Origin of the sequence: Neolewinella aurantiaca, from assembly GCF_008014675.1 — a bacterium.
GTDB lineage: Bacteria > Bacteroidota > Bacteroidia > Chitinophagales > Saprospiraceae > Neolewinella > Neolewinella aurantiaca.
Genome location: NZ_VOXD01000002.1, coordinates 65,243 through 85,556 on the forward strand (window position 1 = coordinate 65,243; position 20,314 = coordinate 85,556).

Annotated in this window: 16 protein-coding genes; 6 read left to right on the forward strand and 10 right to left on the reverse strand. The window is 53.8% G+C overall.

Annotated features, from left to right (window positions below; translation table 11 throughout):
• Positions 1 to 39 precede the first annotated feature (39 nt).
• From FUA23_RS01500 to FUA23_RS01510, 3 genes are all read left to right on the forward strand, one after another.
• A complete protein-coding gene (locus FUA23_RS01500) occupies positions 40 to 1,131 on the forward strand; it encodes a flavin-containing monooxygenase (protein ID WP_187270844.1) in 1,092 nt (363 codons plus the stop codon).
• Between the two features lie 115 nt (positions 1,132 to 1,246).
• Entirely contained in the window at positions 1,247 to 2,095 is an 849-nt protein-coding gene (locus tag FUA23_RS01505) for an SDR family NAD(P)-dependent oxidoreductase (RefSeq protein ID WP_147928939.1), read from the forward strand.
• Positions 2,096 to 2,157: 62 nt separating this feature from the next.
• Entirely contained in the window at positions 2,158 to 3,075 is a 918-nt protein-coding gene (locus FUA23_RS01510; RefSeq protein ID WP_147928940.1) for a carbon-nitrogen hydrolase family protein, read from the forward strand.
• 8 nt (positions 3,076 to 3,083) lie between these two features.
• On the opposite strand, the gene FUA23_RS01515 is transcribed toward FUA23_RS01510, so the two are convergent.
• Positions 3,084 to 3,941, reverse strand: a complete 858-nt coding sequence (locus FUA23_RS01515; protein WP_147928941.1) for an SDR family NAD(P)-dependent oxidoreductase — start codon at positions 3,939 to 3,941, stop codon at positions 3,084 to 3,086.
• Between the two features lie 118 nt (positions 3,942 to 4,059).
• Positions 4,060 to 4,245: an exodeoxyribonuclease VII small subunit gene (xseB, locus tag FUA23_RS01520; protein WP_147928942.1), complete on the reverse strand. Its 186-nt coding sequence runs from the start codon at positions 4,243 to 4,245 to the stop codon at positions 4,060 to 4,062.
• A 486-nt stretch (positions 4,246 to 4,731) separates the two neighbouring features.
• On the opposite strand from xseB, the gene FUA23_RS01525 reads away from it, so the two are divergent.
• Entirely contained in the window at positions 4,732 to 7,686 is a 2,955-nt protein-coding gene (locus FUA23_RS01525; protein ID WP_147928943.1) for a proprotein convertase P-domain-containing protein, read from the forward strand.
• Between the two features lie 226 nt (positions 7,687 to 7,912).
• Here the strand turns inward: FUA23_RS01525 and FUA23_RS01530 are convergent, their stop codons facing one another.
• The 3 genes from FUA23_RS01530 to FUA23_RS01540 all read right to left on the reverse strand — a co-directional run bounded on the left by FUA23_RS01530 (position 7,913) and on the right by FUA23_RS01540 (position 12,419).
• Positions 7,913 to 8,350, reverse strand: a complete 438-nt coding sequence (locus tag FUA23_RS01530) for a hypothetical protein (protein WP_147928944.1) — start codon at positions 8,348 to 8,350, stop codon at positions 7,913 to 7,915.
• A gap of 150 nt (positions 8,351 to 8,500) precedes the next feature.
• The gene (locus FUA23_RS01535; protein WP_147928945.1) at positions 8,501 to 11,596 is read right to left on the reverse strand and encodes a DUF4961 domain-containing protein; all 3,096 of its coding nucleotides are present in this window, start codon (positions 11,594 to 11,596) and stop codon (positions 8,501 to 8,503) included.
• A 172-nt stretch (positions 11,597 to 11,768) separates the two neighbouring features.
• Entirely contained in the window at positions 11,769 to 12,419 is a 651-nt protein-coding gene (locus FUA23_RS01540) for an RNA recognition motif domain-containing protein (protein ID WP_147928946.1), read from the reverse strand.
• 352 nt (positions 12,420 to 12,771) lie between these two features.
• On the opposite strand from FUA23_RS01540, the gene FUA23_RS01545 reads away from it, so the two are divergent.
• Positions 12,772 to 13,980 (forward strand): C40 family peptidase, encoded by a 1,209-nt coding sequence (locus FUA23_RS01545; protein ID WP_147928947.1) that lies wholly within the window; start codon positions 12,772 to 12,774, stop codon positions 13,978 to 13,980.
• Between the two features lie 65 nt (positions 13,981 to 14,045).
• Here the strand turns inward: FUA23_RS01545 and FUA23_RS01550 are convergent, their stop codons facing one another.
• The 4 genes from FUA23_RS01550 to FUA23_RS01565 form a co-directional block, all read right to left on the reverse strand.
• Positions 14,046 to 14,420 (reverse strand): 2TM domain-containing protein, encoded by a 375-nt coding sequence (locus FUA23_RS01550; RefSeq protein WP_147928948.1) that lies wholly within the window; start codon positions 14,418 to 14,420, stop codon positions 14,046 to 14,048.
• Between the two features lie 103 nt (positions 14,421 to 14,523).
• Positions 14,524 to 15,186 (reverse strand): phosphatidylserine decarboxylase family protein, encoded by a 663-nt coding sequence (locus FUA23_RS01555; protein ID WP_147928949.1) that lies wholly within the window; start codon positions 15,184 to 15,186, stop codon positions 14,524 to 14,526.
• 97 nt (positions 15,187 to 15,283) lie between these two features.
• Positions 15,284 to 16,738, reverse strand: a complete 1,455-nt coding sequence (locus tag FUA23_RS01560) for a pyridoxal phosphate-dependent decarboxylase family protein (protein ID WP_187270845.1) — start codon at positions 16,736 to 16,738, stop codon at positions 15,284 to 15,286.
• A 202-nt stretch (positions 16,739 to 16,940) separates the two neighbouring features.
• On the reverse strand, positions 16,941 to 18,350 hold the full coding sequence (locus FUA23_RS01565) for a phosphohexomutase domain-containing protein (RefSeq protein WP_147928951.1): 1,410 nt from the start codon (positions 18,348 to 18,350) through the stop codon (positions 16,941 to 16,943).
• 186 nt (positions 18,351 to 18,536) lie between these two features.
• On the opposite strand from FUA23_RS01565, the gene FUA23_RS01570 reads away from it, so the two are divergent.
• On the forward strand, positions 18,537 to 19,163 hold the full coding sequence (locus FUA23_RS01570; RefSeq protein ID WP_147928952.1) for a hypothetical protein: 627 nt from the start codon (positions 18,537 to 18,539) through the stop codon (positions 19,161 to 19,163).
• Positions 19,164 to 19,280: 117 nt separating this feature from the next.
• Here the strand turns inward: FUA23_RS01570 and murB are convergent, their stop codons facing one another.
• Entirely contained in the window at positions 19,281 to 20,297 is a 1,017-nt protein-coding gene (gene murB / locus FUA23_RS01575; RefSeq protein ID WP_147928953.1) for a UDP-N-acetylmuramate dehydrogenase, read from the reverse strand.
• Positions 20,298 to 20,314 lie beyond the last annotated feature (17 nt).

Consider the following 20,314-nt stretch of genomic DNA (forward strand, 5'->3'; position numbering starts at 1 on the left):
TCTGTGCTCAGGCCTGTTAATCAGAACAAACCTTCAACTGTGCCCACAATATTTCATACCATAATAATCGGCGCAGGTCAGGCAGGTCTTGCAGCGGGCTACTTCCTGAAGGAAGCCGGAGAGGATTTTTTGATTCTCGATGCCCACGAGCGCGTAGGAGACAGTTGGAGGAAACGCTGGGAAGGCCTGAGGTTGTTCAGCCCTCAGCGCTATAACGCGCTTCCGGGGCTTACCCCGCCATTCGGTGAATGGCATCTTCCGTCGAGGCTTGAGTTGGCGGATTATCTGGAAGATTATGCTCGTCATTTCGGGCTCCCTGTCCGCAATCTTTGCACCTGCGTCCGCGCCCGGATAAAAAATGATTCTCCTGAGACTGGTGAGAGGACATGGGAAGTCACAACGAACGACGGAACCTTTCTGACCCGTAACCTGATCGTCGCTACCGGAGCCTACAGTACCCCCACAAAGCCAGAAGCCATAGCTGATTCTTTCCCGGCTGATATCCGGCAATTGCACAGCTCTGAAATCCGGAACGTAGCCGATATCGCTGACGCGGAAACCGACGTACTCGTGGTGGGTGCCGGAGCCAGCGGCCAGCAACTCAGCCGTTTGCTCCTCGATACGGGGGCCAGCGTTACGCTGGCCGGCCCGACGATGGGCAACCTCCCCCGCAGCTTTTTGGGTAAGGACATTTACTGGTGGCTCTATAACACGGGGGTGATTACTTTACGGACCGATAAGTTTCCCGGCAAGCTGCTGCTCAACGATGGCGCCGGTGATGTTACGGTCGGTGAGCCACCGCTCCCCGCCGCAATCAGGCGGATAAAAACCCACATTGCACGCTACAGTGAAGGGAGCCTCCGTTGCAAGTGCGAGAAAACTGCACCGGACCCTATCGAATGGCCAAAATCCGGCAAAAAAGGTGTCGTACTGTGGTGTACCGGCTACAAGAACCTATATCCCTGGTTACCAACAGAAATGATGGACGAGGATGGCCGCCCGTTGCTGGATTCCGGGCGCAGCGAAAAGTACCCGGAAGTAACTTTCATCGGCCAGCCTAACCTGTTAAGACCCAGTTCAAGCCTCGTAGGTGGCGTGGGAAGGGACGCAAAAGCTCTGTTAAGTAAATAATGTTGCCAGATTAAGTATGTAACTTTGCAACACCTTAAGAGGGCTTTCATTGAATTGGACCGCTTTTTACTATCCAAACCCTCTGTTTTCGTTCAGATCTTGTACTGCCGTACCAATGACAAAAAATCCCAAACAACCTTCTCGCGACTGGGTTCTCATCACGGGAGGAAGCCACGGCATTGGCCGTGCGCTTGCACTGGAGTGTATTCGCCGGCAATTTGCTGTAGTCATCGTCGCGCTGCCCAACGCCGACCTCCGGAACGTGGAAACCGAACTTTCACAGATCAAAGGTGCCGTTTTTGCCACCTTCGGGGTCAATCTCGTTAAGGGTGGAGCTGTGGAGGAAGTTATCGATTGGCTCGAAATGGGAAACATCCGGCCAAAGTACCTCATCAATAATGCCGGCTTCGGCCGGGGAGGCCTCTTTGAAAATACCCGTTGGGAAGAGTACCGCACCATGATGCAGCTCAACAATCAGGTAATGGTAGATCTTACCTACGCGATGCTGCCAATTCTGAAGAAAACCAAGGGAGGTATCCTGAATATGAGCAGCGTGGAGGCTACACTGCCGCTGCCCTACAAATCTGTTTATACCGGTACCAAGGCTTTTGTATTCAATTACTCTTTAGCGCTGCGGCAGGAGTTCAAGCACCACAATATTTCCGTTACTGCGCTCTGCCCCGGGCCGGTCATTACCAACGAAGACGGCCTGAAGCGGGTCAAGGCGATGGGTACGTTAGCCAAAATTGCCGTAACAATGCCCGAAGACCTCGCTTCGGAAGCGATCTCCGGAATGATTAAAGGCAAAGACATCATCCATCCGGGGGTATTGGTTAAGTTTATGGCTTTTCTGGGGATCGTTATCCCGCGGAGGGTCAAGCTCAATGTGCTCGAAAAAATGTTCTCCAAATACCGCACCGAAGAAGCCGAAGAAGTGGAGGAAATGGAGACTATTAAAAAATAGATTCCCCGAGCAGTTATCAGGTTTTACTGCTCTCGTTCTGGAAAACGCTATTTTGGCTGCCGATGAAAGTAAAAGTAGCCGTTCTGCAGTATCCTCCTGTTTTTTTCGATAAGGAGGCTACGCTGGCCAGAACAGAACAACTCGTAAGTGAGTACGCCACCGGTGGTACTCAATTGATCCTTTTTCCCGAATCCTTTATTCCTGGTTATCCGCGTGGCTTTGGCTTCGGAGCCGTTATCGGCAGCCGGTCGGCCGAAGGGCGACAGTTGTATGCCGATTATCTGGCCAACAGCATCGACCTTGAATCAGAGGACCGGTCACGCCTGGAGGCCATCGCTCGGAAAAATGAGGTTTACATTGTTATCGGTGTCACTGAACGCATAGGAGGTTCTTTGTACTGCTCGATGCTTTACCTCTCGCCCGACAATGGCCTCGAGGCGGTCCACCGGAAAATAAAGCCGACGGGAAGTGAGCGCCTGATTTGGGGGGAGGCTCCGGTGTACGGTAAGAAGGGCGCGGGCGCAGGTGCAAACATGGCTGCCGTACAAACCGGATTCGGAAAGATCGGCGGTCTCATCTGTTGGGAAAACTACATGCCCCTGGCCCGAATGGCGCTGTACGAACAGGGAGTACAGTTGTACCTGGCCCCTACGGCAGATTCCCGTGAGGTGTGGACTTCGACGCTTCGCCACATCGCCCTGGAGGGCCGGTGCTTCGTGCTGGGGTGTAACCAGTATTTTACCAAATCGATGTACAGCCCCGAACACCAGGCCCTGGCCCGTGACGAGCCGGAGGAGATGTGCCCGGGAGGGAGTATCATCGTATCGCCGCTTGGGGAGGTGATTGCAGGTCCGCTGGTGGGTAAGGCAGGAGCTTTAGTGGCCGAACTTGACCTCGATGACATCCCCCGAGCGAGGCTCGATTTCGATGTAGTCGGGCATTACGCCAGACCGGACCTTTTCCGGTTCCAATGGCGTTGAATCGGCGGTTAGAAGTATCGGGAAATTCCCGTCATTTCCTCCGAGGTTTCCCAAAGAATCCGCGCTTCATCCTTGTCGTAAGAACTGGAGTAAGATTTCTTTGGTGCGCAATCATCCCAGTACAATCCTGATTGGTCCGCAACCTCCGGGGAGGAAGCAAGGTAAATACTGGTCGCTGCTCCCTGAGCCGGGGTTTTGTTCCCACTCATTTTCCGCCGCACTTTCCAGGCCAGGCTATGGAGCCAAGTATTTCCTTTCAGTCCGATGTCGGTTTGTACGAGGCCGGGTTGGATAGCGTAAATGGTGGGGTCTGTACTTTTTCGGCGGCGATCAAACTCGTAGCAGAAGAGTACGTTGGCCAACTTACTCTGAGCGTAAGACCGCAGACCGTGGTAGTTGCCGTCGAGGTTGAGGTTGTCGAAAAACATCCCCTTGATCTGTTTGTGGCTGTCTGATGCAACGCAGACGATGCGGCCGTTGTCCGGAGCGTTACGCAACGAAGGCAGGAGCAAATGGCTCAGCAGGAAATAAGCCAGGTGGTTAACGGCAAAGGTTTTTTCTACCCCTTCCTCGGTTAGTTCCTGGTTGGAATTCCATATCCCGGCGTTATTGACGAGCACGTCGAGTGTTGGAGCAAGTACACGAACTTCTTCCGCAAGCCTGTGGATCTCGTTGAGCTTGCCGAGGTCGGCCATCACGATTTTAAGTTTTGCATCGGGCTGGCTGGCGAGCAGGTGATCACGGGCCGCTTCGGCTTTTTGCCGGTTACGGCCGTGAAGGATCACTTCATAGCCGCGTTTTGATAGTTCCTGGGCTGTGGCAAATCCTATGCCTCCGGTTGCGCCGGTTATAAGTACTGTTTTCATGTATTGGTTTTCGCTACACTCATTTACTTCACGTAATGCCATTCGATGTTTAAAATCTCACGGTGTGCGGGGTTGAACGATCCGACCTTCGCTGTAGATCGGTTTGATAGAGGAAAAATTATTCTCCGGTGGTTTTATCGAGTTTGTTCAGCGCTTCTTCCACGCCGCGGAGTTGCGCGCGGCAGGTGGCTACGAGTACCTCAGCCCGGGCTACCCGGGCGTGGAGTTGGTCGATGTCTGCGGGTACTTCCTGCAATTTAACCAGCAGGCTTTCCAGTTCGGTTATGGCTTCTTGGTAAGTCATGAATAAAATAGCGTTGGTGTCGGCCTGCGAAGAATCGGGTTGTACTGCCGGAGCCGTGGTTGCAGTTTCGTGCCAGGCGCTCAGTAGGGCTGTGGGCAGGTTTCCTGTTCCCGCTTCAACTGAAAAACGCCGGGCACCAAGGGTACACTCCGGATTAATGCCGAAGCATACGTTCTTGTTGTAAATCCGGGAGACGAAGGTAGGGAATTGTCGATTAGCACTAAAGTGAGTAACCCGGGGTTGCAGTAGGTTTTGGTGCAGGCGCGGCCGCAGGATGCCAGAACTGGTTTATAAATAGCAAGGTACGAGCAGCCGCTGCAGATTTACGGGCGACAGGCCGAAGGAAGTCAGGCAAAACAGCGTCCAACAATTGAGTGTGAGCCGTATGTAATCTTGTCCGGGGCGGTTGTTCCTGCTATGCTGATTCTTTAATCTTAAATCTTTACGGCACACACGCCCGATTTGTAAATATAAGCTCAGGTATAAATGCGTACACTTTTACTTTTTTTTACTTTACTTAGTTTGCTGTCTGCAACGACACTTTTGGCTCAGCCCCAGCCGGTCACCCGACCTTCGTCGGTCCCGACCCTGGCCCTGCCAGCTCTTGATAATACCAGGCTTTTGCAAGAAGAGTTGAGCCTTCGTAAACCAGGGCGCGCCCCCCGGTTTGCTGAAGTCCGGCAGGTCAGTGTACGCCCCGAGACCGATGGTGTATGGCAAGTAAACAACGACGGAACAACCACCTGGCGGCTGCGAATCAGCAGCCCCAATGCTGAATCCATCAACCTGGGCTTTACCGAATTTTCGATGCCCCGGGGCGGAGAACTCTACCTGCACACGGGCAAAAAAGACAACTGGGAGGTCCGGGGCCCGTATACCCCTGCGGATAATGAGGTCCATAACCAACTCTGGACTCCTGTCATCAATGGCGATGAGGTGGTTGTGGAGGTCACCCTGCCAGAGGAAGAACGGAGCAATCTCCGGTTGTGGTTAACGGAAGTCAACCACGATTTTCTGGGGTTCACGGAGAATGTCGAGAAGTCAGGCTCATGTAACGTAGATGTAATCTGCGGTGATGCCGACGGATATGCCATCGTTGACAAGTACCGCGATATTATCCGGTCAGTAGTGGTGTATAGTATCGGAGGGGGGACTTTTTGTACCGGCTTCCTGGTGAACAACACCTCTCAGGACGGAACGCCTTATTTTATGACCGCAGATCACTGTAATATGACTGCTGCGAATGCTCCCTCATTAGTAACGTACTACAATTTCGAGAACAGTACCTGCCGCCCGGTAGGGTCTGCCGCCAGCGGTGGAGCCGGTGATGGTGTGCTTGGGGTAAACAACACCGGAGCCATTTTCAGAGCGAGCAACCCCGCAAGCGATATGACCTTACTCGAACTCGATGATCCTATCCCCGCCGCCGCAAACGCATTCCTGGCAGGATGGGACAATTCTTACGACGTGCCTACCGACACTATGATCGCAATTCACCACCCGAGTACCGACGAAAAACGCATCAGCTTCACCTTTCAGCAAACGTTCTTCACCGCTGGTTACGCTGGTAATAACGCGCCCACTACCGGTACGCACCTCGAAGTTCCTGACTGGGACATCGGGACCACGGAGCCGGGCTCCTCCGGCTCACCCATCTTCGATCGTTTTCACCGGGTGCGCGGGCAACTGCACGGCGGCCAGGCGGCTTGCGGTAATAACTCTTTCGATACCTACGGCGCTGTCGCCCGTAGTTGGGAAGGAGGTGGCTCTTCCTCGACCCGCCTGCGCGATTGGTTAGACCCCAACAATACCGGTGTGTCAGCGATTGACGGGCGGGAAGTCAATGTCGCCCCCTCAACCATTGTGGCGACTCCTTCTGCGCAGAGTGCCTGTGGTACCGATCAGGTTCAGTACTCGCTCGCTATCGGTAGTGGCTTTACCAGCAACGTTACTTTGTCCATCGGTGACCTGCCGGCCGGCCTGGGGGCTTCCTATTCTCAAAACCCCGCCGCTCCGGGCAGTACGGTAACCCTCACCGTCGGCGCTAACACGCCACAAACAGGTGAGTACGATTTTACGGTTATGGCATCCGACGGATCAAACGACGATTCTGTGCCGTTGAATCTGACCCTGACGGCGGCGACTCCCGGCCCTCCTACAGGTATTACACCCGCCCACAATGAAACTGATGTTTCGCTGACACCAACGATTCAATGGTCGGGGACCGGAATGGGAGATTACCTGTTCGAAATCGCTTTGGATCCTTCATTTACGAATACCGTCTTCACCGGAACGCTGACTACAGAAGAGTTCACCCCCGCGAGCCCTTTGGAACAGTCAACGACCTATTACTGGATCGTACAGGAAGTCAATGAATGTGGGGCCGGACAGGCTTCTATCGTGCATGAATTCACAACTTTGGTTCTCGCTTGCGGCGGCCCTCAGCAAAGTGCAGATGTACCGGTTACAATTGCCGGGAACGGAACGTCAAGCTCTACTTCCGACCTTGTTTTGAACCAAAACAGTACGGTCGAATCCATCGAAGTTAGCCTGGATGTAAGCCATACCTACGTCGGAGACCTGAGGATCAGCCTTGAAGGCCCCAACGGAACATCTGCGGTACTGGTAGACAGGATAGGCCGCACCACTACTGGTTTCGGTTGTGGTGGAGACAACCTCGTACTCACCTTCAGCGATATGGCAGCCAGTACCTCCGCAGCCCTGGAGGCTACCTGCAACAACGAACCTGCAGCCAGCGGCACCTATCAGCCCGTCGACGCCCTCTCAGTTTTCGCAGGAGTAACCGTGAGCGGAACATGGCAACTGGTGGTAGAAGACCTCGCTGATGGCGATGGCGGTACGCTCAACAACTGGTCTCTGACCATCTGTACGGCCGATGCTGCGCTGCCCGTAGAACTGATCAGCTTTGGCGGAACTGGCAAAGATTGTAGCTATACGCTGGATTGGACGGTTGAAAGAGAAGAAGGCTTCAGCCATTACGAAGTTGAGCGAAGTACCGACGGTCGTACGTTCTCTTTTATCGGCCAGGTAGAAAGCGGTCGGCAGAGGTATACTTTTGTGGACGAACTGGCCCAGGGCCATGCGTACTACCGCCTGAAACTGATCGACCTTGATGGCTCCTTCGCGTACTCAGCTCTGGTGGCCGCCCAAACGGAGTGCAATCGGAACAGCCTGATCTCGTTGTACCCCAACCCGGTGGACAAAGCCAACACGCTCCAACTGGATTTCAACAACCCACTGACAACCGGTACCTCCTTTACGGTATTTGGAGCCGACGGGCGAGCAGTGTTCAACCGCTCCGCTACGGGTATTGGTAACCGCTCCACTTCTCTGGAATTGGGAGAACTACCCGCAGGGACTTACTACCTCAGGATCGTCTCCGGAGGACAGGCAGAAGTCCGTTCGTTCGTGAAAATGTAAGAAGGAGATGAGTCGGCCGAGACTTTGGCTGTAATTTTCCTGACGACAAGTAAAAAAGCATTCACCGTTCACCATTCAGATAGTCTTCGATGACGGGCGCAAACCAGATTGTCGCAATTGCTCCTCCCCAGCGCAGCGGTGTGGGGAGGCTGGGAGGGGGTTGAGCGACAATCTGGTTTGCGCCCTCGTTGACGGTCTCAATGATGAACGATGAATGCTTTTGAGTTTACAGCTTATCCCACTTCAGGCGAAGCCTGCCGTCTACTTCCGCGATGCTGATGTTGAAGTTGTTGTTCGTCAGGCGATCGATAGTTCCGAGCCAGCGGAAAGCGAGCCGGCCACTGGCGTCATAAAAGTCGGCGTCCATGGTGAATTCCAGGTCGTCGTCGAGATCCCGTAATGCGTCAAGAAACCAGGTGCCGGCGAAGAACCGGCCATCTCCGGTAAGGTATTCTACCTGCCCGTTGCGGAAAAAAGTAATACGGTCGCCTCTGAAATCATCGGTGATGTTATCATTGAAGAGGGCTCCGTCTTCATCAAAAGTGGCTTTTTCTATTATCCAGGTGCCCAACAACCGGTCTTCCCTGCGATCGAGCCTGTCTTCGATGCTACAGCCCGAGGCAATAAACAGGGTGCATAAAATAATGGTGTAGAGGTATTTCATGGTAAAGGGTTTTGCTTTACCCTAAGGTCTGAAGCCTCTTTATTATGGCTGCACCGCATTATGTTGTTTAAGGCCGATTTAACGTCCTGAGGGCTATTGGTAAGAGAATTTAACTTGCCGGCGAGGTTTTGCCCCACCGGCAAGTTGCTTTTACCTGATGACCAGGGGGCGGACGGCGGTTCCTGCTCCGTCGCTGACCCTGAGGAAGTAAAGCCCGGCCGTAACCTGCCCTGCTTCCATAGCCAAACTTTGCACCCCGCTGCCGAGCCGTCCGCTGAACATTCGTTGAATCACCCGGCCACTCACGTCCAGCAAATCAATGTTGACGTTGGAGGATGATTCGAGCTGGAATTCAACCTGCACTGCGCCCTCAGTAGGGTTGGGGCTGACGCTGAGGCCGAGCCGGGCCACCTGGCGATCGTTGAGGCCGGTAGGTAACTGGCCACCCATACGCTCAATAGGCTGATCGAGGTAGAGGTGGAACTCGCCAGGTTGAAGACTAATCTCTAAGTTCGGATCACTGACCGAAATCGTCTCTCCACTGAAGTAATCGTACCAGTCTCCGCTGGTGGGGAATACACCGGTTGCGGTAAGTTCACTTACCCCGAAATTTCCCACGATGGCTACCTCACCGTCATCGCCGCTAAGGTTGAAAATTTTAATGAAATCAGCGAGCTGCTGCTTAGTCACTTCGCCGTGGAAGAAATCAAAGTTATTACGGAGGTACAACAGGTCAGAGATCACGTTATAAACCTCGGCCCGGTCAAAGTCATTCCGGTAGTCCCAGCGAATTGGTTTTGGGTCAACGCGGCAGTTGGTGTTGATGCCGCCACCAGGACAGTAATTGATGCTGTAGTCGTAGCCCAGTTCACCAAACTGCCAGAGCATTTTAGGGCCAGGAACGGTGTAAAAGAAGGCGCTGGCGAGTTTCAGCCGGTCCAGCCCGGTGTCCTCTTCCTGAATGTTGTAATCGCCCGCAGAATTGGCAAACGCTTCGTTCTTGTATTGCATACGCTCTTCGTCGTGGCTTTCCATGTAAGCAACCAGGTTGTTGACGGTGAAGCCCCGGTTGCCGGCCAGAACGTTGCGCAGGTTACTGGTATAGCCCATAGACGCCTCTGTATAATCGTCGTGGGGCGTAAATCCGGACCAGAAGTACATGCCGTTGCCGTAATTGGCCAGTTCGTTTTCTTCAGCACTCACGGCGAGATGCTCCATGATGACATAGCACTCATCATCAACGGACCAAAGATGGTCTGCATAGTCTTTGATGATGGCAATCCGGCTGGCGTCGTACTGGTTCCACATGTTGACATCGTCGCCGGAAAAGACCTGTGTGAACCCTTTACTTAGGTCAAAACGGAAGCCGTCTACACGAAACTCTTCCTGCCAGTACCGGGTCGTTACCTTGAGGTATTCTTTGGTGAGCGGATGCTCGTGGTTCATGTCGAAACCAACGTTGAATGGATGACGCGCGACCGGGTTGAGGTAGGGGTTGTCGTCAGCTGGCCGCGAGGCTGCATCGTTCCACCACATGCGCGCCAGCGGGCTTTGCCCAAAAGCGTGGTTGTACACTACATCCATAATCACCGCCATGCCGCGGGCGTGGCAGGCGTCGACGAAAGTTTTGAAGTCTTCGGGGTTGCCGTAGTATTTGTCCAGAGCCATGTGGAAGCTCACGCTATAGCCCCAGCTGTTGTTGTTCTCGAACTCAGTTACGGGCATCAGCTCAATGGCGTTCACGCCGAGGCGTTCGAGGTAGTCGAGCGTATCGGTCAGTGATTTATAGCTGTGGTCTTCCAGGAAGTCACGAATGAGCAATTCGTAGACAACCATTTTTTTAGGGTCCGGACGGTCGTAATCCGGTTCGGTCTGCCAGTTGAAGGGGGCGACGGAGCGCCGGTGCCAGGTGAGGATACCAGAGGCACCAGCAGGGTAAGTTGGGATTCCGCTGAAGGTTTCTTCACTGATGAAGCGATCGTTGTTAGGGTCGAGTACGAGGGTAGAGTAGGGGTCCGGTTGCAGAATCTCACCGTCGATCAGGTAATTGTAGATGAGGTCTCCGTCGATCTCTGCTGCCGGAATCAATAACCAGAATGTCTCTCCATCGACTGATTTTTTCATTCGGCCGCTTGCGGTGGGAGACCATGCATTGAAGTTGCCGAGCACAAAAACGTCGGTTTTTCCCGGAGCCCGCAGCTGGAGAAGGACGTCGCCGTTGTCCATGTTGTTGGCACCGGGTCTGAAACCGGCCGGAGGGTCAGCGACTTCGGGCTGCCCGGTAATGAAGGTGACGTAATCGGTCGCGGTCTCTCCTTCCAGCGTGCTGGTGAGGGTGTAGGTCGTGACTGCTCCAGCGGGTAGGGTGACGTCGGTGTTAAAGTCGGTGCCTGCGTCGGAGAACACGATCTGGCTCCCGTCTGAGACAGTAAGATCCGAAGAAATGTAGGAGGTTCCCGAGAGGGAGACAAGCTCTCCTTCGGTTGCTTCGATTACCTCCTGGTCCGGGGAAGTGAAGAGTGCTTCCAGGCGGGCCTCTACGGTGAACTCATCGGAGACTTCCTCGCCGTTGGCGGTAGCAGTTGCACGGATAACGTGTGTACCACTGGTTTGCAGGCTTATTTCTTCGCTTAGCTCAGTACCAACCGCGGAGTAAATAAGGGTTTCGTTATCGTAGACCTCAATGGTTGCTTCGGTGGTGGTGCCTACAGTGATTGGCAAAGGTTTGCCGAGCGGGTAAGCGACTCCTCCGGGGTCGCCAACGAGGTTGAGACTGAGGGCTCCGCCTCCGGCGGAGATGTCTACATAGATGTCAGCTCCCCCGGTGGCCTTACCTTCAAGGGATCCGTCGGCATTACGAAATACAAAAGCAATTTGCTGGATTTCTGTTCCTTCGGGAACACTGAAATATTCACGGACGCTCGGGGTGAAAGTGTAGGTATAGGTGTTCGGTTGGCCTGCTACGGGAGTCAGTTGCCAGTCAGGGTTGGCCACTCCCCATTCCGTTTGCACGAATTTCCAGTCACTGAGGCTGGTGCTGTTATTAGTGATTACACCGGTGTGGAGGTAGATGTCGCAGCCGCAGTTTTCAAGGCCGGCGGTACCCTGGGTCGCGTCAAAGGTCAGGGTTACTTCCTGGTCGTCTGTAGGAGCAGCAGGGACAGTGGTGATGAGTTGAGCTGTCAGAGTGGAGGCCAAAATAAGAAAGCCCACGAGCAGCTGCGCGCGTTGGAAAAATATTTGCATGTACACTACTTTAAATCGAGTAAAACGTATGAATCCCGTTTTCAATTCGGAAAATGGGCAGGGTAAAGTTAGCTAAAAAAACAAATGTGAAACTGAATGCGGGGAACACAAAAAAAGCACCCACCAGCTACTGCTGATGGGTGCTCTTTATTTTACTGGGAGTAGCGTAGCGCTAGAAGCGCTCGTCGTCGCCACCACGGTCGTAGCCACCGCCACGGTTGCCGCGATCGTAACGTCCGCCGCCGCCGCCGTCGCGGTCGAATCCGCCGCCACGACCACCGCGGTCGTAACCGCCGCCGCCACGACCGCCACGGTCGTAACCGCCGCCGCCGCCGCCACGACCACCGCGGTCGTAACCGCCGCCGCCGCCACGGTCGTAACCGCCGCCGCCGCCGCCACGGTAGCCGCCGCCACCGCCGCCGCCACGGTAGCCGCCGCCACCGCCGCCGCCACGGTAGCCGCCGCCACCGCCGCCGCCACGGTAGCCGCCGCCACCGCCGCCGCCGTAGCCGCCGCCGCCACCGCCGTAGCCGCCGCCACCGCCGCCGCCACGGTAACCACCGCCACCGCCGCCGCCGCCGCCTTGGCGATCGTTCTCCTTGACAACAATAGTGCGACCGTCAAGGTCTGATTGGTCCAGGGCTTCAATGGCAGCCTTGGCTTCTTCTTCGTTTGGCATCTCTACGAAACCAAAACCGCGCGAACGACCAGTTTCCCGGTCGAGGATAATTTTTACTGACTCGACCTCACCGTAGGCGCTGAAGGTATTTTGGAGGGTGTCCTCGTCAGTGTCCCAGCTTAACCGGGCAACAAATAAGTTCATAACAAAAAAGGAAAATGAAAGAAAAGATGATATGGAAAAGCGAATGGATGACTAAGGCAGTCGTTAAATAGAAAAGCAAAAAACACTTCAGATCTCTAAATCGTGTCAAGCCTACTCAAAATTCGCCTGTAAAAGCTTAGTTGTAACAATATTGAACCGATTTGTTCTCGACTCTGCGGTAAAAATAGGGGTAATTTGATGGAAAAAGAGGGTTTTCTTAACAATTAGGAGCACGAACCCACACATTTTACTGATTTATAACCTGTTGTGAAGGTTGATTTGATCATGGGGCAACCTGCAGGACGCTGTTTGATTACTATCTTTTCTCTTTACTTTGCACAGTACCAACCATATGTCTACCATGAAGCCTTATCTCTTTAATCTCCTGCTTATTCCTTGTTTGCTCTTCTTGAATTCATGCCGGGACGTGAATAAGGCGAAGAGCTTCGAGCAAATGGCGGACCGCATCAGCAAGCATTATGTAGAAGACAGCAGGGTGGACCGCTTGGAAATCGAGCACAAATCAACCTTTCAGGGCTTGTTGGTAAAAGGGTACACTACCATCCCCGAGGTGTATGACAGCATTCAGGCGGTACTTTCCGAAGGGGGATTCGTAGTCGCTCAGAACAATTTCCGTTTACTGCCTGATGCAAAATTACTGGAAGGGAAAACAGCGGGAATCATCAACGTTTCTGTCGCTAACCTCCGTTCAAAACCGGGCCACAGTCAGGAATTGGCAACGCAGGCCCTGATGGGTACACCAATACAGGTACTCGATTTTAAGGATGGTTGGTATCTCGTTCGTACTCCTGATCGGTACCTCGCATGGTTGGAGCCGGGAGCATTCGTAGCGATGAGGCCACAGGAAGCACAGGGGTGGTTCAACGAAGACCTGCGGATGTACACAGGCCCAACGTCGGTGATGAAGTCGGAAGAAGGAGATATTGTTACCGATCTTGTTTTCGGCAATTTGCTCAGGTACGCCGATACTGATTGGGCGGAAGACAAGATGGTATTAGTGGAATTGCCTGATGGAACCCATGGCTACGTGAAGGGGAGCTTTCTTGTTCCACCTTTACTGCAGAGCAGCATCCTAAGAACAGAAGCCTTATTAGAGTCGGCGTTTGCCAACGCCGGTCGGCCGTATCTGTGGGGTGGAACAAGCCCGAAGGCGATGGACTGTTCCGGGTTTACAAAAACTGCTTTTTACGAAAATGGGTTTGTGATTCCCCGCGATGCCAGCCAGCAGGTTCTTGCGGGCAAAGTCGTTGAGCTCACGCCTGATTTTCACAACCTCAAACCAGGAGATTTACTTTTCTTCGGCCGTTTCCGGGAGGATGGGTCCGAAAAAATAACCCACGTTGGTTTTTACACCGGCGAAGGCCGGTTTTTGCACGCTGGCGCAGACAATGGCCGGATTGTTGAACAATCCCTTCGGCCGGAAGACGAAGACTTTGCAGAGCACCGGCTGAAATCGCTGCTGCAGGCTCGCCGGTTGGAACCCGGAACTGAAGGGGTGGTACCCGTAGGAACTGCCTTTACGGATATTCTGAAGCAGTAGACTCAATCAATCGTGTAGAAGCAAACGAAAATCCTGTGGTTTACCCTTTACCGACGGTGGTGTAATTATACAAGGTCTTCGTCCCGGTAAGGGCGTCGGGTTTCTAGTTCCCTGAGCTCCAACTCCTCTTTTCTGCGGCGTACGTCCTCATCGGTGATGTCGGGGAGGGGGCCTGAAAACTCATGGCTGGCATCTCGTCCGTCGGGATGCGTATCTTCAGGATCTGCCAGTGGACCGTACAAACTTAGCCCCTGCATCGCAACGCCGATTCCCCAGCCGAGAATAGGCCAGATGGCCCAAAAATGGTTGGAGCCCCCGAAGAAATTCAGACAAACGAAGAACACACTCATCACCAAATAGGTCCGGAAGTGACGACGAAAGTCAGTTTTCTTTTCGCGAAGGGTTTTCTCTTCGTATTTGGTTTTGCGATTACGAGCCATATTTCTTGGGTTCTGACTTAGGGGATCAATTGTACTTAATGGGGGCTGTCACCTAAAGTTAACGTCAAACCGGATAATCTGATCTGGAAACAGTAGGTTTATTTTAGCTGAGTCTGCCAATAACCGTCTTATTGCCCTTCACTTTCTGGTTCAGTTCTACTTCAAGCTTGGTCCCCAGTGGAAGAAAAAGGTCTACGCGACTGCCAAATTTGATGAAACCGAAATCTTCTCCCTGCTTTACGGTATCTCCTACTGTAGCGTAATTCTTGATCCGCTTAGCTAAAGCTCCCGCAATCTGACGAAGCAGTATTTCTGTTTTGCCATTATTGATAACCATTGTGGTGCGTTCGTTCTCCGTGCTCGATTTCGGGTGCCAGGCAACAAGGTATTTGCCGGGATGGTAAGCATTATACTTTACCTCTCCTCCTACGGGATTCCGGTTGACGTGAACGTTGACCGGAGACATGAAAATACTCACCTGCAAGCGCTTGTCCTTGAAGTACTCGGGCTCCATCGCTTCCTCGATCACCACTACCTTACCGTCAGCAGGAGCGTATATGATATTGTCGTCGACTTCAGGCACAAGGCGGGGCGGATTGCGAAAGAACTGTAGGATAATCAGGAAAAAAATAACCGCTATGATTGCGACCGGAAAGCCCCAGGCCGGGATTTTCCAGTAGGCAACTGCAGTTATTACTGCGAGCAGGACAAATGTGATGACCAGCATTTTCCGGCCTTCAGCATGGATGCGCAAAGGTGTGTTCATGTTTTATCTTCTTTGGTTAGGTCGCACAAATATAAAGCGCCGTAAGTGCCCCCCGTGCTTTAAGAATTCCTTCAACTTCTGCCCCTGCGGGCTAAGATCAGATGAACTGAGTTCTGAAATCAGTCAGGCCGGTACCTAATCGGGTGAGTTCGGCCAACAATTCATTGCAGTGAACTTCCTCGGTGAGCGGATTGGTGAATGTACACCGCAAGTACGCGTTCCCTCTTAATTTGGTTTGAACGATGTAGAACTTAGTTTCCGATACCAACTGAGACCGGAGCATTGTGTTCAGATGATTGAGCTCTTCTGCGGAATGGGCAACCCGGGTAGGGCGAAAACGAAAGCAGACGATGTTACAATCAGGCTCAAGAGCAAGTTCGAAATCAGGGTTAGACCTGACAGCCGTCGCAAAAACCTGTGCTGTCTCGTTTACCCTGACAACGTAGTCGCGAAAAACAGAGGTGCCGGCACAAGACAAAAGGCTGAAGACCCGCAGGCTCATCATGTTTTTTGTACACTCGAAGGTTCGACGGCCCATATTGTACCAGTCTTCTTCGCTGGTGTCGAAACTGAGGAGGTAATCCGCCTTTTGGTGGAAGGTACGGTAAGCGTCGGATCCTTTACGGAAGAAGAGCCCTGTGGTCAGGCCCGGGCACATCAGCATTTTGTGGAAGTCCATAACGAGGCTGTCAGCTTTTTCCAGGCCATCGAGAAGGTGTTTGCGGGCCGGGTCAAGCCTGACCGGAGCGCCGTGTGCTCCGTCTACGTGAAACCAGAGGTTGTGCCTGGTAGCTGCGTCTGCAATAGCAGAGAGGTCATCGAATGAGCCTGTACTCGTGGTGCAGGCACTGCCTACGATGGCCAGCGGTGTCAGGCCTTCCGCTTCGGCCTTGAGGACAGCTTCGTCGATCAGGTCTGTCCGCATCCGGAAGTTCTCGTCAGCAGGGATGTTAACGATGCCCGCAGTTCCCCAACCCATTATTCTGACGGCTCTGTCTACGCAATAGTGCGCTTCTTCGTTTACGAGGATGCAGGGGCGGATATTACCGTTGCCGTTGCTCCAGGCATCTCCGGCGGGCCATTTGGCCGCACGGGCGGCAAGTAAAGCCGTCAGGTTGGCGAGGGTTCCGCCGTTGGTCAGGAAACCGCCGGAAGAATCGTCGAGTTCCAGTAATTCAACGAATTTTTCAATCACCAGGCGTTCCATCACGGCACCGGTGCTTCCCATTTCGAAGACGGCGGTGCTTCCGTTGATGATGCCATTGGCGAGATCGGCCAGGGCTGTTAACGGAGCGGGTGGGTTCACCTGGTGCCCCATGTAGCGCGGACTGTGGAGGTGCAGTGAATGCTCGATGTGATGTCCGAAAAATTTATTCGGATTAAGTGCTCCGGCAAGGATATTCCGGTAATCATCCAGCATCGTTTCCGGTTCATGCTGTGGGTTAGCATCACGACCGTCGGCGTCTGCGAGGTAATCTGCCAGTTGATCAATCAATGCATGCCCGACGGTGCGGAAGTTTTCGGAATCATAGAGGTCATGGAGGCTTTTCATGCGGGCAAGATAGTTGGTTGATCCCTTATTTTGTTGCTCTTCCGGAACAGACCGCCTTTTAATTCGGGGGTAGTTGGCCGGGCACCAGAGGAGCTTGCCCGAAAACGTTCTTTGCACCGGCGGCCGCGCCCCGAAACACATCAGGCTGCCCCGCATGGAGCGGAACAGCCTGATGAATAAAAGGGAGGAGCGAAATGGCGTTTTAGATGCCCATCTCTGCCCGTGCGGCATCGAGAATCTTGCGTACCTCGGCGGCATCAGCACCCTGGGCGTAAACGCGCAGGACGGGCTCTGTACCCGACGGGCGAACCATCACCCAGCGGTCGTCACCGTCGAGGTAGAACTTGCTGCCGTCTACGTGGGCGACGCGGGTAACCTGGTAGGGGCCAATCTTGGTGAAGGGCGCCTCTTTGGCCTGTTTAACGATCTCCCACTTGCGGTCGTTTTCGACGTGTACGTCGTCGCGGTCGCAGTTGAAGCTACCAACTTTGACGTACAGGTCCGCAACAAGCTCTTTGAGTGTTTTGCCAGATTTAGCCATGTATTCAGCGATCATTAGGCCAATCCAGATACCATCCCGCTCGGGGATGTGGCCGGAAACGGCCAGCCCTCCGGATTCCTCTCCGCCTACGATCACTTCGCGTTCCGCCATGATTTCGGCAATGTACTTAAAGCCTATCTTGGTCACTTCGTACTCAAGACCGTACATCTCGGCAAGCTTTTTGAGCTTGTCGGTAACGGAGAAGGTAAGGATCACCTCTCCGGTGTTGATCCCTTTGTACTCATGCTGGTACATCAAGAGCAACAGCAGAATGTGGTGGCTGTCGACGAACTCTCCGTCGCCATCGAACAGACCGATGCGGTCGGCATCTCCGTCGTTGGCGATACCGAGAGCGAGGGAAGGATCATTCTTGATCGTTTCGGCCAGTTCGGTCAGGTTACGGCCGATAGGCTCGGGGGCCTGGCCGTCGAAGCCAGGGTTGACTTCACAGTGCAGATGCGTGGCGTTGGGAAGTAGTTTTTTCATCGCCCCCTGGCCGGCTCCGTACATGGCATCGTAGGCAATCCCGATGCCGGAGTTGCGGATGAGTTCCATGTCGAATCCCTGGTTCACGTGGTCGAGATAGATCTGCTCGAAGTCGTGTTCTTCGACGAGCCCTTTTTCTTTGATTTCGGCGTAGCTGGGCACATTGGCAGGGACAGCATCGGGGATGAGGTTTTCTACTGCGGCAACATCAGCGGGGACGCTTGGGCCACCGAGTTTAGACTTCAGCTTGTAGCCATTGTAGCTGGGTGGGTTGTGGCTGGCCGTGATGACAACGCCGAGATCTGCACCGGTTTTGACAACGCCAAGGCTCACCATTGGGGTGGAAATGTAGCCAGGAGCAACGAGGCTGGTAATGCCGTGCATGCCGAGTACTCTTGCGGTGGCTTCGGTAAACATTTTTCCGCCAAAGCGGCAGTCGTAGCCAATCACAACGCGGGTGCCGCCTTGTTCCTTCAACCAAAGAGCAGTGCCCTCCGCAACGCGCATAACGTTATCTTCGGTGTACTCTCTTGCTATTATCGCGCGCCAACCGTCGGTGCCGAATTTAATCTTTACAGGGTTCATGTTAGATTTATTTTGCTGAATGATCTCCTTTACGAGATACCAGGTTCGGTAAATTTGTTTGCAAATAAAGCGATGAATTCGCGAAACAGGGCCAAAAAGTCGATTAGATGGGCAACTTCGTTGGTTGCTTTTATTCCCCGGTCGATAAACTAGGGAAAGTTTTGTCTTGCCTTTTACCTTTGCACCGTGGAAATAATTACCGCATTTCTGGTTGGCCTGGGCACTGGCGTATTCATCACCTGGTTTCCGGGAATGCTGAACATGCAGGTGGTGGGCACGGCTGTGCGGGTAGGCCGGCAGAAAGCTTACCTGTTCTCTGCTGGGCTGGCTACGGTCATCGGTGCGCAAACGACGGTGGCTGTTTTGTTCGCTAACCTTCTTACTTCCAACCCCTCTGTTGTGCCCACGATGAAGCAGTGGGCAATCCCCTTATTTCTCATCCTCGCGCTGGTGTTTACGTGGAAGGGCTTTCGTGCGCGCGCAGCCCGCAAGGCACACGTGGAGCGACCGTATAAAGGTGGCCCTTTCTGGAGGGGTATGATGATGAGTACAATGAACATTCTCAACATCCCCTTCGTGTTCGCCATTGCCGGCTTTCTTATGGCCGACGGATTTCTCTCCCGGGCGTTTTTACCGCGCCTTTTTTACATCCCCGGCACTGCGCTAGGGGCCTGGTTGGTTTTTGTGGCCTACGGTCGCCTCTCCGGCTGGATCAACAAGAACATGTCGCTGTTTACCCGGAACATCAATTTCTTTATCGGCGGGTTATTTGCTCTGCTGGCCATATTTCAGGCGGTGCAGATGTACGAATAACCGACAGGTAGTTCGGTCTGGGAAAGATTGCAGGGAGATGTACTGTTGCTCATACTCCGGGCGCAGACGCAGGTGCAAGGCACGGGTGCCGGGACATGGGATGGGCGCCGGAAAAAGCTATTCTCCGATCAAACGTACTTCCCGTTCTAGCGTCACGCCAAATTTTGCCAGTACTTCGGCCTTCACGTGCTCACTGAAGGTCAGGATTTCCCGCCCGGTTGCTCCTCCGTGGTTAACCATTACGAGGGCTTGCTTATCGTACGTGCCCACGGGGCCGCTGCGGGCCCCTTTCAAACCGGCCTGGTCGATCAGCCACCCTGCGGGTAGCTTCACCTGTGTTTCGTCGATGGGGTAAGAGGGGATCTGATCGTACTCCGCCCTGAGGCGTTGGAAATCGGAAATCGGTACCACCGGGTTTTTGAAGAAGCTGCCACTGTTGCCGAGAAACTTCCAGTCCGGAAGTTTGGACCGGCGAATGTTGGTGACCGCAAGGGCAACGTCGTTTGGTGTAGGGTCTTCCACGTTAAGTCTTGCTAACTCACTTTGAATGGCACCGTAACCTGTTTTTAATTCGTGTCTGCCGTTGAGGCGCAGATCTACTGCTGTGATGAGAAACCGGCCGGGTTCGCGCTTGAACCTGCTGTCCCGGTAACCGAACTCACACTCGTCGGGGCTGAGTATGCGGGCTCCGACCCCAAATTCCCAGACATGAACGGCTTCGATCCGTTCGGCGACTTCGGCGCCGTAGGCGCCGATGTTTTGTACGGGAGCTGCGCCCACCGTGCCCGGTATCAGGATCAGGTTTTCGAAGCCGTACCATCCCTGATCGAGGGTATAGCGGACAAATTGGTTCCAGTCTACACCCGCGCCTACCCTGATGATTTTATCGGCCTTGGGGTCGGCCGGGTTGGCTTCGCTGAGCAGCTTTATTCCGCCCAGGCAAACATGAACGGTGAGCCCCGGTACGTGATCGAGCAGGAGAATGTTGCTGCCGCCGCCCAGGATTAACTCCGGGGCTTTTAAAAACGGCTTGCCTTCCAGTTGCCGGAGGTCCGTCAGGGCGAGGTACCGCTCAGCGGTACCGGGCAAATTGAAGGTGTTGAGGCGGGAGAGGGAGACGTTTTTTTGGGTCATGACCGTTGTTTGTCCTG

What these genes read in the sequence shown, in the direction of transcription:
- FUA23_RS01505 (WP_147928939.1), top strand. Translation starts at nt 1,247, where the DNA reads ATGACAAAAAATCCCAAACAACCTTCTCGCGACTGGGTTCTCATCACG.
- FUA23_RS01510 (WP_147928940.1), top strand. Translation starts at nt 2,158, where the DNA reads ATGAAAGTAAAAGTAGCCGTTCTGCAGTATCCTCCTGTTTTTTTCGAT.
- FUA23_RS01515 (WP_147928941.1), bottom strand. Translation starts at nt 3,941, where the DNA reads ATGAAAACAGTACTTATAACCGGCGCAACCGGAGGCATAGGATTTGCC.
- xseB (WP_147928942.1), bottom strand. Translation starts at nt 4,245, where the DNA reads ATGACTTACCAAGAAGCCATAACCGAACTGGAAAGCCTGCTGGTTAAA.
- FUA23_RS01525 (WP_147928943.1), top strand. Translation starts at nt 4,732, where the DNA reads ATGCGTACACTTTTACTTTTTTTTACTTTACTTAGTTTGCTGTCTGCA.
- FUA23_RS01530 (WP_147928944.1), bottom strand. Translation starts at nt 8,350, where the DNA reads ATGAAATACCTCTACACCATTATTTTATGCACCCTGTTTATTGCCTCG.
- FUA23_RS01535 (WP_147928945.1), bottom strand. Translation starts at nt 11,596, where the DNA reads ATGCAAATATTTTTCCAACGCGCGCAGCTGCTCGTGGGCTTTCTTATT.
- FUA23_RS01540 (WP_147928946.1), bottom strand. Translation starts at nt 12,419, where the DNA reads ATGAACTTATTTGTTGCCCGGTTAAGCTGGGACACTGACGAGGACACC.
- FUA23_RS01545 (WP_147928947.1), top strand. Translation starts at nt 12,772, where the DNA reads ATGTCTACCATGAAGCCTTATCTCTTTAATCTCCTGCTTATTCCTTGT.
- FUA23_RS01550 (WP_147928948.1), bottom strand. Translation starts at nt 14,420, where the DNA reads ATGGCTCGTAATCGCAAAACCAAATACGAAGAGAAAACCCTTCGCGAA.
- FUA23_RS01555 (WP_147928949.1), bottom strand. Translation starts at nt 15,186, where the DNA reads ATGAACACACCTTTGCGCATCCATGCTGAAGGCCGGAAAATGCTGGTC.
- FUA23_RS01560 (WP_187270845.1), bottom strand. Translation starts at nt 16,738, where the DNA reads ATGAAAAGCCTCCATGACCTCTATGATTCCGAAAACTTCCGCACCGTC.
- FUA23_RS01565 (WP_147928951.1), bottom strand. Translation starts at nt 18,350, where the DNA reads ATGAACCCTGTAAAGATTAAATTCGGCACCGACGGTTGGCGCGCGATA.
- murB (WP_147928953.1), bottom strand. Translation starts at nt 20,297, where the DNA reads ATGACCCAAAAAAACGTCTCCCTCTCCCGCCTCAACACCTTCAATTTG.